Below are 17,551 nucleotides of genomic sequence, written 5' to 3' on the forward strand. Positions count from 1 at the left end.
TTCACAAAGGATTAAAGAATAATCGTTCTGTTGCCATAAACGAAGACGCGTTGGGCGAGCACCTGATACAGCGCGCGGCTTAACACGTTCTTCTCGACGTCACGTCCGGCACGCATCATGTCTTCCGCCGTGTAGGTGTGATCGACGTGAATCACGTCCTGCATGATGATCGGGCCTTCATCCAGGTTGTCGTTTACATAGTGGGCAGTTGCACCGATGATCTTCACACCACGCTCGTAGGCCTGGTGATAAGGACGCGCACCAATAAACGCCGGCAGGAACGAGTGGTGAATGTTGATGATCTTGTTCGGGAAGCGGGAAACGAATGATGGCGTCAACACGCGCATATACTTCGCCAGCACCACGTAGTCCGGGTTGTGCGCTTCGATGGCCTGAGCCATCAGATCGTCGTGCTCTTCGCGGGTGTGGCCTTCATGGCTCACCAACTCGAACGGAATATCAAAACGCTCAACCAGAGTGCGCAGGGTATCGTGGTTGCCAATTACCGCAGCAATTTCGACGTCCAGACCACCGTAATTGGCTTTCATCAGCAGATCGCCCAGGCAGTGGGCCTCTTTGGTGACCAGAATCACCACGCGGCGACGCCCGGCAGGGGTCAGTTCACGGATGGAGTTTTCCGGTAACGCGCCATCGAGATCGGCGAGCAGGGTAGTGTCGTTGAAGATCCCTTCCAGTTCGGTGCGCATAAAGAAGCGGCCGGTGCGGTGATCCACAAATTCGTTGTTCTGCACGATGTTCAGTTCATGCTTGTAACAAATGTTGGTGATACGGGCGATCAAACCCTTCTGGTCCGGGCAAATGGTACGCAGTATTTTGCGTTGTAATGATTGCATCGCGAGGAAATCCTGTTGAGTGTTTGCTTGTTATCTGTGGTCAGGCGTTATTGCCCGCAACACTTTTTAAATTTTTTACCTGAACCGCAGGGGCAGGGGTCGTTACGACCAAACTGCGGACGAGTACCATCAATATAGTACCACTGTCCGCCCTCCAGTATGAACCGGGAGCGTTCGATGATGGCGCCAGGCTTGTTGTGCTCGATAAATCGGGCAACAAAGCTGACAAAACCTTCATTGGGCGTGCTGCCGGGGGCGGTTTCATACTGCGTCAGGCCGAGCCATTGCGTATTAGCAAATCCGGCTTCAATTTCCTGGCGGAAGTCAGCGGCGTGGCACGAGGGGTGCCAGGTTTTAATCAGGTAGTCTGCGTCTTTGATCACAAAAGCAGCATACCGGGAGCGCATTAGGTGTGATGGATCGGGTGCAACCTGGTTGCCAGAAAGATATCGCTGGCAACATAGGCTATACTCGAGGGCGCTACCACAGGGGCAGAGTTGAGACACAATTCTCTTCCTGGAATAAAAAAGTCACGGCGTTTAAACGCCCAGGTGGCACTATGTTAACTGAGCAGTAGCGATGACGCTACGTTAGGAATCCAGGGGAAGTCAAACAGGGCTAATGAGAAAGGTAAAAATTGGTCTGGCGCTGGGATCAGGTGCAGCCCGGGGCTGGTCGCACATTGGCGTGATTAACGCGCTAAAACGACTGGGTGTCGATGTTGATCTTGTAGCAGGGTGTTCAATTGGTTCGCTGGTGGGTGCCGCCTACGCGTGCGGTAAAATGCCGGAACTTGAAACGTGGGTGCGTTCCTTTAGCTACTGGGACGTACTGCGCCTGATGGATCTTTCATGGCAACGCGGCGGCCTGCTGCGCGGTGAGCGCGTGTTTAACCAGTTCCGCCAAATCATGCCATTGGATGACTTCAACCATTGCCAGATGCCATTTGGTGCCGTGGCAACCAATCTCAGCACGGGCAGGGAAATCTGGTTCACCGAGGGTGATATCCACCTTGCCGTCCGTGCGTCTTGCAGTATTCCTGGCCTGATGGCACCGGTTCCTCATAATGGCTACTGGCTGGTGGATGGCGGCGTGGTAAATCCAATACCAATCTCGCTGACCCGCGCGATGGGCGCTGATATTGTTATCGCCGTCGATTTGCAGCATGACGCCCACCTAATGCAACAAGATTTAATGCCGGTGAATCTCCAGAACGACGAAACGGAAAATGAAAAGCTTGCCTGGCATAAGCGCCTGCGTGAGCGTTTAGGGCGTGCAACGACGCGCCGGATGGTCTCCGCGCCGACGGCAATGGAGATCATGACCACTTCTATTCAGGTACTGGAGAATCGCCTGAAGCGAAATCGAATGGCGGGTGATCCTCCGGATATTCTGATTCAGCCATTCTGTCCGCAAATATCAACACTCGACTTCCATCGGGCAGATGCGGCGATCGCCGCCGGAGCACTGGCTGTTGAGAAAAAAATGGACGAACTGTTACCTTTGGTGCGAGCGACAGCTTAGCCCTTTTTTGAAGACTTCAGCAAAATCTGACAGGCGGTAGTACCAATAGCATGCCACTATTGATTTATCGTCTGCCAGAGGAGAGACCATGACACAGCCATTGGCAGGAAAACAGATTCTGATAGTCGAAGACGAGCCCGTTTTCCGTTCGCTGATGGATTCGTGGTTAAGTTCGCTGGGAGCAACGACCATACTGGCCGTTGATGGGGTGGATGCGCTGGAAAAAATGGCGTCAGCCAAGCCCGATCTGATGATTTGTGATATCGCGATGCCGCGCATGAACGGGCTTAAACTGGTGGAGCATCTGCGCAATGAAGGTGATCAGACGCCAATCCTTGTGATCTCCGCGACCGAGAATATGGCCGACATCGCCAAAGCGCTGCGTCTCGGCGTGCAGGATGTCCTCCTGAAGCCGGTAAAAGATTTGAACCGTCTGCGGGAAACGGTTTTTGCCTGCCTCTATCCGAATATGTTTAATTCCCGCGTTGAGGAAGAAGAGCGCCTTTTCCAGGACTGGGATGCGCTGGTCAGTAATCCCCATGCTGCTGCTAAGCTTTTACAAGAACTTCAGCCACCGGTTCAGCAGAATATATCGCATTGCAGAATTAACTATCGACAACTTGTTGCCGCAGATCAGCACGGCCTGGTGCTTGATATTGCACCGTTATCGGATGTTGACCTGGCATTTTATTGCCTCGATGTGACGAGAGCGGGTGATAACGGGGTATTAGCGGCATTATTATTGCGGGCATTATTTAACGGTTTGTTACAAGAACAACTCTCCCATCAGGGGCAACGACTTCCTGAATTAGGGGCATTGCTGAAACAGGTGAACCATCTTTTCCGTCAGGCCAATTTGCCCGGACAGTTTCCGCTGTTAGTCGGTTATTACCATAGCGAATTAAAAAATCTCATTCTGGTCTCTGCGGGTCTAAACGCCACGCTGAATACCGGTGAGCATCATATTCAGGTCAGCAATGGTGTTCCTTTAGGTACGCTGGGTACGACTTATCTTAATCAAATAAGTCACCGCTGCGCGTCCTGGCAGTGTCAAATTTGGGGAGCAGGTGGGCGTTTACGCTTAATGTTGTCCACGGAATAAGCAGTTGAATTTTATTCGTCAGATAGCTTTACCTTCGTTTTAACGGCAGTGCTACTATCACTGCCAGTTTGATACGTATTTATCCTAATTGATGGGTAACGTGCCCTTTTCAGACCCGGTTTACTGAACGAGACTGATATACTTGTCGCGTTATTCAATGCATAAAGTTCAAAACTTGAACAGTTCAGGAGATTTCAATGGCTGCCCTAAATTCGAAAGTTACAAAGGCCGTTATCCCGGTAGCGGGATTGGGAACCAGGATGCTACCGGCCACAAAGGCAATTCCGAAAGAAATGCTGCCTTTGGTCGATAAGCCATTAATCCAGTATGTCGTCAATGAATGTATTGCTGCCGGTATTACAGAAATTGTGCTGGTGACCCATTCGTCCAAAAACTCTATCGAAAACCATTTCGATACCAGTTTTGAACTTGAAGCCATGCTGGAAAAACGCGTTAAACGTCAGCTGCTGGAAGAAGTTCAGTCAATCTGCCCACCTCACGTGACCATCATGCAGGTGCGTCAGGGGCTGGCTAAGGGCCTGGGACACGCTGTGCTGTGCGCGCATCCGGTTGTCGGTGATGAGCCGGTCGCGGTTATTCTGCCAGACGTGATTCTCGATGAGTTCGAATCAGACCTCTCTCAGGACAACCTCGCTGATATGATTCGTCGCTTTGACGAAACCGGCAGCAGCCAGATCATGGTTGAACCTGTTGAAGACGTGACTGCGTATGGCGTTGTGGACTGCAAAGGCGTTGATCTGAAGCCAGGTGAGAGTGTGCCAATGGTCGGTGTGGTTGAGAAGCCAAAAGCCGATGTAGCGCCGTCTAACCTCGCGGTTGTTGGTCGCTATGTGCTGAGCGCAGAGATCTGGCCACTGCTGGCGAAAACCCCTCCGGGCGCTGGCGACGAAATCCAGCTGACCGATGGCATTGATATGCTGATCGAAAAAGAGACCGTTGAAGCCTACCACATGAAAGGCAAGAGCCATGACTGCGGTAATAAACTCGGTTATATGCAGGCTTTCGTTGAATATGGTATTCGCCATAACTCACTGGGCGAAGAATTTAAAGCCTGGCTGAAAGAGACCATGGGTATTAAAAACTAATCTGCCCCCTGTGATGGTCGAAACCGGTGTGAGTCTTACTCCACCGGTTTTTTTATGCCTGATACCGGCACCGAGGGTATGTAAGGAAGTTGGCACTAATAGATGTGGCTATATGACGGGATGTAAGAAGATATCTCGGCGGTAAATTACAGGCATAAAAAATCCCGTATAAACGGGATTTTTCTGAAGGCGGGGTGATTAATCCTTGATCAGGAAATCGTCCAGTTGTTTGCCTTGCTCATCCATGGCTTTCTTGATTACTGCTGGGGTACGGCCCTGGCCAGTCCAGGTTTTAGTTTCGCCGTTCTCGTCAACGTAGCTATATTTAGCCGGGCGAGCAGCGCGTTTAGCTTTAGTACCGGTCTTAGCAGCAGCCATGCTGTTCAGTAATTCGTTTGGATCGATACCATCTGCAATCAGCATTTCGCGATATTGCTGCAGTTTACGAGTGCGTTCTTCGATTTCAGCAGCAGCAGCGCTTTCTTCTTCACGACGTTCGTTTACAACAACTTCTAATTTTTCCAGCATTTCTTCCAGCGTTTCGAGGGTGCATTCTCTTGCCTGCGCACGAAGAGTACGGATGTTGTTCAGAATTTTAAGTGCTTCGCTCATTGTAGTAATCTCAAACTTATATTGGGTTGGTTTGTTGTCCTAATAATAGAGTGATAATTTCAGATGTGCAATAGGTCGGAATGTAAGGAATTCAAAAAAGAGTTAATATCTGGCGCTATTATTAATGACGCTAACTTAAATTTCATTACGCCAAAGACGGATTTGATATCCCTGCTAATGGGATAAACTGATGGCCAGAGTGTTTAGTTTTGTGACAAATCTCTAACCGCTTATAGTTACCCCGGATAAATATCAACCTTTTGTATTACTCCCATAAAGCCGTTTAACCGCACCGATAGTTAATAAATACTGAATTTTAAAGCCGGCTGATTCCACTATAAAAATCAGGATTTGCTTAAGTTGAAATGTCAGGGTTTATGACGTCCAGGTGTGATTACTGCCTGTTTTAACATGCTATTTTCTCATTTCGTCCGGAACCTGACTTTACTTCTCAGGCTGAGTCTGTGCGTAGCGTCGCTGAGAAAGGGGGAAAAATAGGGTACAATCAACCATCGGGAATATTACACATTGATTAGGGTTTAACGACCAATGGCACAACTTTATTTTTACTATTCCGCAATGAATGCAGGGAAGTCCACGGCGCTCCTACAGTCGGCTTATAACTATCAAGAAAGGGGTATGCGCGCTATCGTCTACACCGCCGAGATTGACGATCGCTTTGGTGCCGGAAAGGTGAGCTCACGTATCGGCCTGTCGTCGCCTGCAACGCTGTTTAATAAAGAGACTGACCTGCTAAAAGATATCGGCACAGAACACGCGCAGAAGCCGGTACATTGCGTTCTGGTGGACGAGAGCCAGTTTCTGACCCGTGAGCAAGTCCATGCGTTATCTGAAGTGGTCGATCAGCTGGATATTCCCGTGCTTTGCTATGGTTTACGCACAGATTTCCGCGGAGAGCTGTTTATTGGCAGCCAGTATTTACTGGCGTGGTCAGATAAGCTGGTGGAACTGAAAACTATCTGTTTCTGTGGCCGTAAAGCCAGTATGGTGCTTCGTCTTGATCAGGAAGGGAAACCGTACGCAGAAGGGGAGCAGGTGGTGATTGGTGGCAATGAGCGTTATATCTCGGTATGCCGCAAGCATTATAAAGAAGCGCTGGTTGTCGGCTCACTGACGGCAATTCAGGAAAATTCTCGCCGATAACAGCTTATTCCCCTTTGTTTGTAGAGTAATCAACAGACATAAAAAAACCCGCCGAGGCGGGTTTTTTATTGGGCTAAGCAATTAAGCGTTTTTCTTCACTTTCTTGTCAGCTTTAAGAACAACAGGTGCTTCAGTTTTCACTGCAACAGCGTTGTCTTCGTGGAACTCACGGCCGTAGTAGGTATCCAGCAGAATCTGTTTCAGCTCGGAGATCAGTGGGTAGCGCGGGTTCGCACCAGTACACTGGTCATCAAAGGCATCTTCAGACAGCTTGTCAACGTGTGCCAGGAAGTCAGCTTCCTGAACGCCCGCTTCACGGATTGACTTAGGAATACCCAGTTCAGCTTTGATGCTGTCCAGCCATGCCAGCAGTTTCTCGATCTTCGCAGCGGTACGGTCACCAGGAGCGCTCAGACCCAGGTGGTCTGCGATTTCAGCGTAGCGACGACGAGCCATTGGGCGGTCGTACTGGCTGAATGCAGTCTGCTTGGTTGGGTTGTCATTCGCGTTATAGCGGATAACGTTGGAAATCAGCAGGGCGTTCGCCAGACCGTGAGGAATGTGGAACTGAGAGCCCAGCTTGTGCGCCATGGAGTGACATACACCCAGGAAGGCGTTAGCAAACGCGATACCTGCGATAGTCGCGGCATTGTGCACACGCTCACGAGCAACAGGGTTTTTAGACCCTTCGTTGTAAGACGCTGGCAGGTTTTCTTTCAGCAGTTTCAGAGCCTGCAGTGCCTGACCGTCAGAGAACTCAGATGCCAGTACAGAAACGTAAGCTTCCAGGGCGTGAGTTACTGCATCCAGACCACCGAATGCACACAGTGATTTCGGCATATCCATGACCAGGTTGGCATCAACGATAGCCATGTCTGGGGTCAGCGCGTAGTCAGCCAGTGGGTATTTCTGGCCGGTTGCGTCGTCGGTAACAACCGCAAACGGAGTCACTTCAGAACCGGTACCAGAAGTGGTGGTGACGGCGATCATTTTCGCTTTCACGCCCATTTTCGGGAACTTGTAGATACGTTTACGGATGTCCATAAAGCGCAGCGCCAGTTCTTCGAAGTGCGTTTCTGGGTGCTCGTACATAACCCACATGATTTTCGCGGCGTCCATTGGGGAACCGCCACCGAGTGCGATGATCACGTCTGGTTTGAAGGAGTTCGCCAGTTCCGCACCTTTACGAACAACGGTGAGGGTTGGGTCTGCTTCAACTTCAAAGAAGACTTCAGTCTCAACGCCAGCCGCTTTCAGAACAGAGGTGATCTGGTCTGCATAGCCGTTGTTGAACAGGAAACGGTCAGTCACGATGAGCGCACGTTTGTGGCCATCAGTAATCACTTCATCCAGCGCGATTGGCAGAGAGCCACGGCGGAAGTAGATAGATTTCGGAAGTTTATGCCACAACATGTTTTCAGCTCGCTTAGCAACGGTTTTCTTGTTGATCAGGTGCTTAGGACCAACGTTTTCAGAGATGGAGTTACCACCCCATGAACCACAACCCAGAGTCAGGGAAGGCGCGAGTTTGAAGTTGTACAGGTCACCGATACCACCCTGAGAAGCCGGGGTGTTAATCAGAATACGTGCGGTCTTCATTTTGTCGCCGAAGAATTTCACGCGTTCTGGCTGGTTGTCCTGGTCGGTGTACAGACAAGAGGTATGACCGATACCGCCCATTGCCACCAGTTTCTCTGCTTTGACCACTGCGTCTTCGAAGTCTTTCGCACGGTACATAGCCAGAGTAGGGGACAGTTTTTCGTGTGCGAAAGGTTCGCTTTCATCAACCACTTTCACTTCACCGATCAGGATCTTAGTGGTAGCGGGTACGGTGAAACCTGCGAGTTCAGCGATTTTGTATGCTGGCTGACCAACGATGGCGGCGTTCAGTGCGCCATTTTTCAGGATGATGTCCTGAACCGCTTTCAGCTCTTTGCCCTGCAGCAGGTAGCCGCCGTGGCTTGCGAAGCGCTCGCGCACTGCATCATAAACAGAATCAACCACAACAACGGACTGCTCAGAAGCACAGATAACGCCGTTATCGAAGGTTTTGGACATCAGGACAGAAGCAACAGCACGTTTGATATCAGCCGTTTCGTCGATAACAACAGGCGTGTTACCTGCGCCTACGCCGATTGCTGGTTTACCAGAGCTGTATGCTGCTTTAACCATGCCTGGGCCACCGGTCGCCAGGATCAGGTTAATGTCCGGGTGATGCATCAGTGCGTTTGACAGTTCAACAGAAGGTTGGTCAATCCAGCCGATCAGATCTTTTGGTGCACCCGCAGCGATGGCTGCCTGCAGTACGATGTCAGCGGCTTTGTTAGTCGCATCTTTAGCACGTGGGTGTGGGGAGAAGATGATGGCGTTACGCGTCTTCAGGCTGATCAGAGATTTGAAGATAGCGGTAGAAGTCGGGTTAGTTGTCGGAACGATACCGCAAATGATACCGATAGGTTCTGCAATGGTGATGGTACCGAAGGTGTGGTCTTCAGCCAGCACGCCACAGGTTTTCTCATCTTTATAGGCGTTGTAGATATACTCAGAAGCAAAGTGGTTTTTGATCACTTTATCTTCTACGATACCCATGCCGGATTCGGCAACGGCCATTTTAGCGAGAGGGATTCGAGCATCTGCAGCAGCCAGTGCGGCGGCGCGGAAGATTTTATCAACCTGTTCTTGGGTGAAATTGGCATATTCACGCTGGGCTTTTTTGACGCGCTCGACGAGTGCGTTCAGTTCAGCGATATTAGTAACAGCCATAATGCTCTCCTGATAATGTTTAAACTCTTTTAGTAAACCAGCGCTCGATACGACAACATTATAGACGAGGTGCCAGTACTTGCTTAACACACAGTAAAACAAAGGTTTAGTCTCGTTTACTGTTAACGCTTTGCACTAACTTACTAAAAGAGCCTGACTTTAGCATCATCCCTTTTTGTTTCTTTCTCTCCCTTTTGGTGTCACCCAGATTACTCACTTCTGAGTACGAAAAACATGATCTAAATCAATTTACACCGAAGCTGATACCTTTCAGCACGGGTATTTCGCACAATCATATCAAGTGTTAAATAATTACAAAAGTAATGGAATCAAAACTATCATTGCTTACACAAATACATAACACATGAAAATCATAGCGTTTTGGCGCAGATTTCTGGTGAAGTATGCTGATAAAAAGCGTATCTTCAGCGCGGTTTTTATCCCTTTATTCTGTCGCCTGGGCCATGCTGATTTACGGAGCTAACTGTGACCCCATTGCTCTTTGATTTTTCTACCTATTTTAAGTTTTTTATCGGGTTGTTCGCGCTGGTGAACCCGGTCGGGATCATTCCTGTCTTCATTAGCATGACCAGTTACCAGACGGCGGTTGCCAGAAATAAGACCAATTTGACGGCAAACCTGTCGGTGGCCATCATTTTGCTGACGTCGCTTTTCCTCGGTGATTCGATTCTGCAAATCTTTGGCATCTCCATCGACTCCTTCCGAATCGCAGGCGGCATCCTGGTGGTGACTATCGCCATGTCGATGATCAGCGGTAAGCTGGGTGAGGATAAACAGAACAAGCAGGAAAAATCAGAAACGGCGGTGCGCGAAAGCATTGGCGTTGTGCCGCTGGCGTTGCCGTTGATGGCCGGACCGGGTGCAATCAGCTCGACCATCGTCTGGGGAACCCGCTACCACAACTGGGTGCATCTGGTTGGCTTTTCGGTGGCGATTGCGCTGTTTGCCCTCTGCTGCTGGGGCGTTTTCCGAATTGCACCCTGGCTGGTGCGTTTGCTGGGGCAGACCGGCATTAACGTTATTACCCGTATTATGGGCCTGTTGCTGATGGCGCTTGGGATCGAATTTATTGTGACCGGGCTAAAAAGTATTTTCCCTGGGTTACTAAATTAACGTTTTCATATGAAAGAGCGGAGCCAGTGGCTCCGTTTTTTTTCGTGATTATCAGCAAATCATATAAATAAAGTTGAAAACTTCACAAGACATAATAAATTCTGCTAATAAATCTGTTTTCTTACATTTCAGTAACTTAGTTTTATCCTTTCAAACGACCTGAACATAAACCGCGCAAACACTCTGTTATTTTACTCACACGATACTCTGGGGCTTGCTGTGCGATAACTGAAATGATATTAGTAATTTCAACATTCCCCTAGACGAATGTGCTAAATAATAATCAGTTGTTAAATTTTTGTACAAAAACCCACCGAGGTGACCACAGCACAGCGGTTGGCGAGAGGAAACTCTCTATCACATTGAATATTTGGTAGTTTCTTTACCTTTGATGTGTGGCAGGACGCCCCCCAGAAAAACGGGACTCCCCGTAAAAGAGAATTGCTTAACAAATTTGCAAAATGTATTGGCGCGAAATTAAGCCATTTGGTACTTTCCGGCCTTATATTTTGCCAACGCACTCTTCCAGATGAGAATGATTTTCAAATATAACGCTCATCTCAACGAGACATCACACGCCTCAAAACAGGGGAGGCGTGTTAAGAATCGACGCAAGGCGGCCAAACGAGCCACCAGTAATAAGTACAGTCGGTGATAGCAAGAAGTAAACGACCTGACAGCAGCTAAACTCCTGCGTTGTTCAGGACCCCTTAGGGGAAATAAACAGGCTGGCATTAAAACCAGTAATTATAATGAGTGGAGTATCAACACAATGTCCATCATCACAAAAAAAAGTCTGATTGCCGCAGGAATTTTCACTGCGCTAATCGCAGGTAATATGGCAATGGCTGCTGATGTACCTGCAGGTGTCATACTGTCAGAAAAGCAAACCATGATCCGCAACAATGGCGCCGAGCCACAGTCACTGGATCCGAACAAAATTGAAGGCGTTCCTGAAGCAAACATCAGCCGCGACCTGTTTGAAGGCCTACTGATTACCTCCACCAAAGACGGTCACCCGATCCCGGGCGTAGCTGAATCCTGGGATAATAAAGACTTTAAAGTCTGGACATTCCACCTGCGTAAAGACGCAAAATGGTCCAACGGTGAACCTGTCACCGCACAAGATTTCGTATACAGCTGGCAGCGTCTGGTGGATCCAAACACCGCATCCCCGTACGCCAGCTATCCGCAGTACGGTCACATCCTGAACGTTGATGAAATCATCGACGGCAAAAAGAAACCTTCTGAGCTGGGCGTAAAAGCGGTTGATGACCACACGCTGGAAGTGACCCTGAGCGAACCTGTTCCGTATTTCTACAAACTGCTGGTTAACCCGGCCATGTCACCGGTCAACAAAGCCGCTATCGAAAAATTCGGTGAGAAATGGACTCAGCCAGCGAACATCGTGACCAACGGTGCCTACAAGCTGAAAGACTGGGTGGTTAACGAGCGTATCGTGATGGAGCGTAATACCAACTACTGGGATAACGCGAAAACCATCGTCGATCAGATTACCTATCTGCCGATCTCGTCTGAAGTCACCGACGTAAACCGCTACCGCAGCGGTGAGATCGACATGACCTATAACAATCTGCCGATCGAACTGTTCCAGAAACTGAAAAAAGAGATCCCGACCGAAGTTCACGTTGACCCGTATCTGTGTACTTACTACTACGAAATCAACAACCAGAAAGCGCCATTCAATGACGCTCGCGTACGTACCGCGCTGAAACTGGGTCTGGATCGCGACATCATCGTGAACAAAGTAAAAGCGCAGGGCGATCTGCCAGCGTTCGGCTACACCCCGCCATATACTGACGGTGCAAAACTGACCAAACCAGAGTGGTTCTCCTGGACTCAGGAAAAACGTAACGAAGAAGCGAAAAAACTGCTGGCTGAAGCAGGCTACACCGCTGATAAACCGTTGACATTTAACCTGCTGTACAACACCTCCGATCTGCACAAAAAACTGGCCATCGCGGCTTCCTCCATCTGGAAGAAAAACCTGGGTGTGGATGTGAAGCTAGTGAACCAGGAGTGGAAAACCTTCCTGGATACCCGTCATCAGGGCAACTATGACGTGGCGCGTGCGGGCTGGTGTGCGGATTACAACGAACCGACTTCCTTCCTGAACACCATGCTGTCTGACAGCTCAATGAACACCGCGCACTATAAGAGCCCGGCCTTTGACGCGATCATGAAAGATACGCTGAAAGTGACTGATGAAGCGCAGCGTACTGCACTGTACGACAAAGCGGAACAGCAGTTGGGTCAGGACTCTGCGATTGTACCGGTTTACTACTATGTAAACGCGCGTCTGGTGAAACCATGGGTTGGCGGTTATACCGGTAAAGATCCGATGGATAACATCTACACCAAAGATCTGTACATCATTAAGCATTAATGGCAAACCGTGGGGCAAAGTCATTTGCCCCACCGTGTCTTAATTCATCGCACAATATACACGGCATCATTCAGGAACGACTGAACGAGCTTGTGTAAAAGGCACACGCCAGAAGGTACGGGCAATGTTGAAATTTATCCTACGTCGCTGTCTTGAAGCGATACCGACGCTTTTTATTCTCATTACGATTTCATTCTTCATGATGCGACTCGCACCAGGTAGTCCGTTTACCAGCGAGCGCGCACTGCCGCCAGAAGTCATGGCAAACATCGAAGCCAAATACCATTTAAACGATCCTATCTCCACGCAGTACTTCAATTATCTGAAGCAGCTGGCGCAGGGCGATTTTGGTCCTTCGTTTAAATATAAAGACTATTCCGTTAATGACCTCGTCGCATCGAGCTTCCCCGTGTCGGCTAAGTTAGGCGCAGCGGCGTTTATTCTGGCCGTTGTCCTAGGGGTCACCGCAGGCGTCATTGCCGCGCTGAAACAAAACACCCGATGGGACTACACGGTAATGGGGATCGCCATGACCGGGGTGGTTATCCCGAGCTTTGTGGTGGCACCGTTACTGGTGATGATATTTGCCATCACGCTCAAATGGCTGCCCGGAGGCGGCTGGAACGGCGGGGCGCTAAAATTCATGATTCTGCCGATGGTGGCGCTGTCTCTGGCCTATATCGCCAGTATTGCCCGTATTACCCGTGGTTCGATGATTGAAGTGCTCCACTCCAACTTTATTCGTACCGCGCGGGCGAAAGGCCTGCCGATGCACCGCATCATTCTCCGTCATGCGTTAAAACCTGCGCTGCTGCCTGTGCTCTCCTATATGGGCCCTGCGTTCGTTGGGATCATCACGGGTTCCATGGTCATTGAAACCATTTACGGCCTGCCGGGTATCGGTCAGCTGTTTGTGAATGGTGCCCTGAACCGTGACTACTCGCTGGTGCTCAGCCTTACGATCCTGGTCGGTGCACTGACCATTCTGTTTAACGCCATTGTCGATGTGCTGTATGCCGTTATCGACCCGAAAATTCGCTACTAGCGCTGGAGCACGCCATGATGTTGAGTAAGAAAAACAGCGAGGCGCTGGAAAACTTCACTGAGAAACTTGAAGTCGAAGGGCGCAGCCTGTGGCAGGACGCCCGCCGTCGCTTTATGCATAACCGTGCTGCCGTCGCCAGTCTGGTCGTGTTGATCTGTATTGCGCTGTTCGTGGCCTTGGCCCCGATGTTATCGCAGTTCACCTATTTCGATACTGACTGGGGCATGATGTCCAGTGCTCCCGATATGGTTTCCGGCCACTATTTTGGTACGGACTCCTCCGGGCGCGACCTGCTGGTGCGCGTGGCGATCGGTGGCCGTATCTCTCTGATGGTCGGTATCGCTGCGGCGCTGGTAGCGGTGATCGTCGGCACACTTTACGGCTCGCTTTCCGGTTACCTCGGCGGCAAAGTGGATTCCGTGATGATGCGTCTGCTGGAAATCCTGAACTCCTTCCCGTTTATGTTCTTCGTTATTCTGCTGGTGACCTTCTTTGGACAAAACATCCTGCTGATCTTTGTGGCTATCGGGATGGTTTCCTGGCTGGATATGGCGCGTATCGTGCGCGGCCAGACGCTGAGCCTGAAGCGTAAAGAATTTATCGAAGCAGCCCAGGTGGGCGGTGTCTCCGTCAGCGGGATTGTGGTGCGCCATATCGTGCCAAACGTGCTCGGCGTGGTCGTGGTGTACGCATCACTGCTGGTACCCAGCATGATCCTGTTTGAATCCTTCCTGAGCTTCCTCGGTCTGGGTACCCAGGAGCCGCTGAGCAGCTGGGGCGCATTGTTAAGCGATGGCGCAAACTCCATGGAAGTCTCTCCGTGGCTGCTGCTGTTCCCGGCTGGTTTCCTGGTGGTAACCCTGTTCTGTTTCAACTTTATCGGCGATGGCCTGCGTGATGCCCTCGACCCGAAAGACCGTTAAGGAGTGCCGCGATGACTATTATTGAAACGGCAGCTGCGCCACAGGCGCAAAAGCAGCAAAACGTGCTGCTGGATGTCAAAGATCTGCGCGTCACCTTTAAAACCCCGGATGGCGACGTTACTGCCGTCAACGATCTGAATTTCGATCTGCGGGCCGGTGAAACGTTGGGTATCGTCGGTGAATCCGGCTCCGGTAAATCGCAAACCGCCTTTGCGCTGATGGGGCTGCTGGCACCGAATGGCCGCATCGGGGGAACCGCCTCCTTTAACGGCAAAAACATTCTGAATCTGCCTGAGCACGAGCTGAACAAGCTGCGCGCAGAACAGATTTCGATGATTTTCCAGGACCCAATGACCTCGCTGAACCCGTATATGCGTGTGGGCGAGCAGCTGATGGAAGTCCTGATGCTGCATAAAGGCATGAACAAAGCAGAGGCGTTCGAAGAGTCAGTGAGAATGCTGGACGCAGTCAAAATGCCAGAAGCGCGTAAACGCATGCGCATGTTCCCGCACGAGTTTTCCGGTGGGATGCGCCAGCGCGTAATGATCGCCATGGCACTGCTGTGTCGGCCAAAACTGCTGATCGCCGATGAACCTACCACCGCGCTGGACGTGACCGTTCAGGCACAGATCATGACCCTGCTGAACGAACTGAAGCGTGAGTTCAACACCGCGATCATCATGATTACCCACGATCTCGGCGTCGTGGCCGGCATCTGTGACAAAGTGCTGGTGATGTATGCCGGTCGTACCATGGAGTACGGCAGGGCGCGCGATGTGTTCTATCATCCTGCGCACCCGTACTCTATCGGCCTGCTGAATGCAGTTCCGCGTCTCGATGCGGAAGGCGAATCCCTGCTGACCATTCCCGGCAACCCGCCAAACCTGCTGCGTCTGCCGAAAGGCTGCCCGTTCCAGCCTCGCTGCCAGTACGCGATGGAAATCTGCAACAGCGCACCCCCGCTGGAAGAGTTTGCACCAGGCCGTCTGCGCGCCTGCTTTAAGCCGCATGAGGAGCTGGTATGAACGCCATTGACGAAAAAAGAAATGTCTTGCTCGAAATCGCTGACCTAAAAGTGCATTTCGATATTAAAGACGGCAAGCAGTGGTTCTGGCAGCCGTCGAAAACCCTGAAAGCCGTCGATGGCGTCACCCTGCGTCTTTACGAAGGGGAGACTCTGGGCGTGGTCGGCGAGTCCGGCTGCGGAAAGTCGACCTTTGCCCGCGCCATTATCGGCCTGGTCAAAGCGACGGACGGCAAAGTGGCCTGGCTTGGTAAAGACCTGCTGGGAATGAAACAAGAAGAGTGGCGCGCGGTGCGCAGTGACATCCAGATGATTTTCCAGGATCCGCTTGCCTCCCTGAACCCGCGTATGAACATCGGCGATATCATTGCTGAGCCGCTTCGCACCTATCATCCAAAAATGCCGCGTCAGGAAGTTCGCGACCGCGTGAAAGCGATGATGATGAAAGTGGGCCTGCTGCCGAACCTTATCAACCGCTATCCGCACGAGTTTTCTGGCGGTCAGTGTCAGCGTATCGGCATTGCCCGCGCGCTGATTCTGGAGCCAAAGCTGATTATCTGTGACGAACCGGTTTCAGCACTGGACGTGTCGATTCAGGCGCAGGTGGTGAACCTGCTGCAGAAATTGCAGCGTGAAATGGGGCTGTCGCTGATTTTCATCGCCCACGACCTGGCGGTGGTGAAACACATCTCCGACCGCGTACTGGTGATGTATCTTGGCCATGCGGTGGAGCTGGGCACCTATGATGAGGTCTATCACAACCCGCTGCACCCGTATACCAAAGCGCTGATGTCTGCGGTGCCGGTTCCCGACCCGGATCTGGAAAAAAATAAAGTGATCCAGCTTCTGGAAGGGGAGCTGCCTTCGCCGATCAACCCGCCGTCTGGCTGCGTGTTCCGCACGCGTTGTCCAATGGCGGGGCCGGAATGTGCGCAAACCCGGCCTGTATTGGAAGGAAGTTTCCGACATGCGGTTTCCTGCCTGAAAGTAGACCCGTTATAATCGCAAGGGCTGACATGATGTCAGCCCTTCTTCTTTTGCGAGGTTAACGTGTCGATATCCGTTTCTTCTGTACGGCGTAAGACCTATCGCCTGCTATTCGATCCTAACACCCGCTCCGGGCGTCGCTTCGAAGGATTGTGCGGCCTGTTTGCGCTTCTCAGCGTATTCATCATCTTTATTGAATCCGGTCTGGGGACGCAATATCACCTTACGCTTGATGAATGGCATCTGTTCGTCTGGCTGGAGCTGTTTGTCACCCTGATATTTACCCTGGAGTATTTCCTGCGCCTGTTCAGCTGGGCAAATCCGGCGAAATATGTGTTCAGCTTCTGGGGATTATTGATTTAGCGACGATTCTGCCGCTGTATGTAATGTGGCTGTGGCCTGAAATCAGCATCAATTATGTTTTTGCGTGGCGAGCGATGCGCGCCATCCGCGTGCTGCGCGTCCTGAAACTGCTGCGTTTTATGCCGTCATTACGCGTGTTCTGGAAAGCCATTTATAGCGCCCGCCATCAACTGATCCTGTTCTATTCGTTTATCGCGATTGTGATGGTGGTTTTCGGCGCGCTGATGTATCTGATTGAAGGGCCGACTTACGGTTTCACCACGCTGAATGCGTCGGTGTACTGGGCGATTGTCACCGTGACGACCGTGGGCTACGGGGATATTACTCCCCACACGCCGCTCGGCAGGATCGTGGCGTCGGTGCTGATTTTGATTGGTTACTCGGTGATTGCTATCCCGACCGGTCTGATTACCACTCACATGAGCGCGGCATTTCAGAATCGTCAGCAGCAGCGTAAGTGCCCGAGATGCCAGCAGGCGAGCCATGAGCACAGCGCGCGGTTTTGTAATCGCTGTGGGAGTGAACTACCGGACTAAATAAAAA

At 50.9% G+C, this 17,551-nt stretch carries 14 protein-coding genes and 1 pseudogene; 11 read left to right on the forward strand and 4 right to left on the reverse strand.

All coding sequences use genetic code 11. The features are described 5' to 3' along the window. Positions 1-11: 11 nt before the first annotated feature. Together purU and DAI21_RS14525 are read right to left on the reverse strand one after the other, a co-directional pair. Positions 12-854 (reverse strand): formyltetrahydrofolate deformylase, encoded by an 843-nt coding sequence (gene purU, locus DAI21_RS14520; RefSeq protein ID WP_100779930.1) that lies wholly within the window; start codon positions 852-854, stop codon positions 12-14. A gap of 47 nt (positions 855-901) precedes the next feature. After that, positions 902-1,360, reverse strand: coding sequence for a YchJ family protein (locus tag DAI21_RS14525; RefSeq protein WP_107703432.1), 459 nt, complete (start codon positions 1,358-1,360; stop codon positions 902-904). A 115-nt stretch (positions 1,361-1,475) separates the two neighbouring features. Between DAI21_RS14525 and rssA the strand changes: the two genes are divergently transcribed. From rssA to galU, 3 genes are all read left to right on the forward strand, one after another. Beyond that, the gene (gene rssA / locus DAI21_RS14530; protein WP_100779932.1) at positions 1,476-2,378 is read left to right on the forward strand and encodes a patatin-like phospholipase RssA; all 903 of its coding nucleotides are present in this window, start codon (positions 1,476-1,478) and stop codon (positions 2,376-2,378) included. Between the two features lie 88 nt (positions 2,379-2,466). Beyond that, positions 2,467-3,480 carry a two-component system response regulator RssB gene (gene rssB / locus DAI21_RS14535; protein WP_102103885.1) on the forward strand — a complete coding sequence of 338 codons (1,014 nt, stop codon included), beginning with the start codon at positions 2,467-2,469 and terminating at the stop codon, positions 3,478-3,480. 197 nt (positions 3,481-3,677) lie between these two features. Further along, complete coding sequence (gene galU, locus DAI21_RS14540) at positions 3,678-4,586, forward strand: UTP--glucose-1-phosphate uridylyltransferase GalU (protein ID WP_100779934.1); 909 nt, start codon at positions 3,678-3,680, stop codon at positions 4,584-4,586. 198 nt (positions 4,587-4,784) lie between these two features. On the opposite strand, the gene hns is transcribed toward galU, so the two are convergent. Beyond that, on the reverse strand, positions 4,785-5,198 hold the full coding sequence (hns, locus tag DAI21_RS14545; protein WP_008502781.1) for a histone-like nucleoid-structuring protein H-NS: 414 nt from the start codon (positions 5,196-5,198) through the stop codon (positions 4,785-4,787). 549 nt (positions 5,199-5,747) lie between these two features. Between hns and tdk the strand changes: the two genes are divergently transcribed. Further along, positions 5,748-6,362: a thymidine kinase gene (gene tdk, locus DAI21_RS14550; RefSeq protein WP_100779935.1), complete on the forward strand. Its 615-nt coding sequence runs from the start codon at positions 5,748-5,750 to the stop codon at positions 6,360-6,362. An 81-nt stretch (positions 6,363-6,443) separates the two neighbouring features. Here the strand turns inward: tdk and adhE are convergent, their stop codons facing one another. After that, positions 6,444-9,125, reverse strand: coding sequence for a bifunctional acetaldehyde-CoA/alcohol dehydrogenase (gene adhE, locus DAI21_RS14555; RefSeq protein ID WP_100779936.1), 2,682 nt, complete (start codon positions 9,123-9,125; stop codon positions 6,444-6,446). Between the two features lie 486 nt (positions 9,126-9,611). Between adhE and DAI21_RS14560 the strand changes: the two genes are divergently transcribed. The 7 genes and pseudogenes from DAI21_RS14560 to DAI21_RS14595 all read left to right on the forward strand — a co-directional run bounded on the left by DAI21_RS14560 (position 9,612) and on the right by DAI21_RS14595 (position 17,544). Beyond that, entirely contained in the window at positions 9,612-10,259 is a 648-nt protein-coding gene (locus tag DAI21_RS14560) for a YchE family NAAT transporter (protein WP_100779937.1), read from the forward strand. 772 nt (positions 10,260-11,031) lie between these two features. Continuing rightward, positions 11,032-12,666 carry an oligopeptide ABC transporter substrate-binding protein OppA gene (oppA, locus tag DAI21_RS14570; RefSeq protein ID WP_107703434.1) on the forward strand — a complete coding sequence of 545 codons (1,635 nt, stop codon included), beginning with the start codon at positions 11,032-11,034 and terminating at the stop codon, positions 12,664-12,666. A gap of 124 nt (positions 12,667-12,790) precedes the next feature. After that, a complete protein-coding gene (gene oppB, locus DAI21_RS14575) occupies positions 12,791-13,711 on the forward strand; it encodes an oligopeptide ABC transporter permease OppB (protein WP_100779940.1) in 921 nt (306 codons plus the stop codon). Between the two features lie 14 nt (positions 13,712-13,725). Continuing rightward, on the forward strand, positions 13,726-14,634 hold the full coding sequence (gene oppC, locus DAI21_RS14580) for an oligopeptide ABC transporter permease OppC (RefSeq protein ID WP_102103881.1): 909 nt from the start codon (positions 13,726-13,728) through the stop codon (positions 14,632-14,634). A gap of 11 nt (positions 14,635-14,645) precedes the next feature. Then, the gene (locus DAI21_RS14585) at positions 14,646-15,659 is read left to right on the forward strand and encodes an ABC transporter ATP-binding protein (RefSeq protein WP_107703435.1); all 1,014 of its coding nucleotides are present in this window, start codon (positions 14,646-14,648) and stop codon (positions 15,657-15,659) included. Next, positions 15,656-16,660 (forward strand): murein tripeptide/oligopeptide ABC transporter ATP binding protein OppF, encoded by a 1,005-nt coding sequence (oppF, locus tag DAI21_RS14590; RefSeq protein ID WP_100779943.1) that lies wholly within the window; start codon positions 15,656-15,658, stop codon positions 16,658-16,660. Before DAI21_RS14585 ends, oppF begins: the two co-directional genes overlap by 4 nt. Positions 16,661-16,708: 48 nt before the next feature. Then, positions 16,709-17,544: pseudogene (locus DAI21_RS14595) on the forward strand (ion transporter). Positions 17,545-17,551: the final 7 nt, after the last annotated feature.

Source organism: Lelliottia sp. WB101 (genome assembly GCF_003051885.1).
In the GTDB taxonomy this organism is placed as follows: domain Bacteria; phylum Pseudomonadota; class Gammaproteobacteria; order Enterobacterales; family Enterobacteriaceae; genus Enterobacter; species Enterobacter nimipressuralis.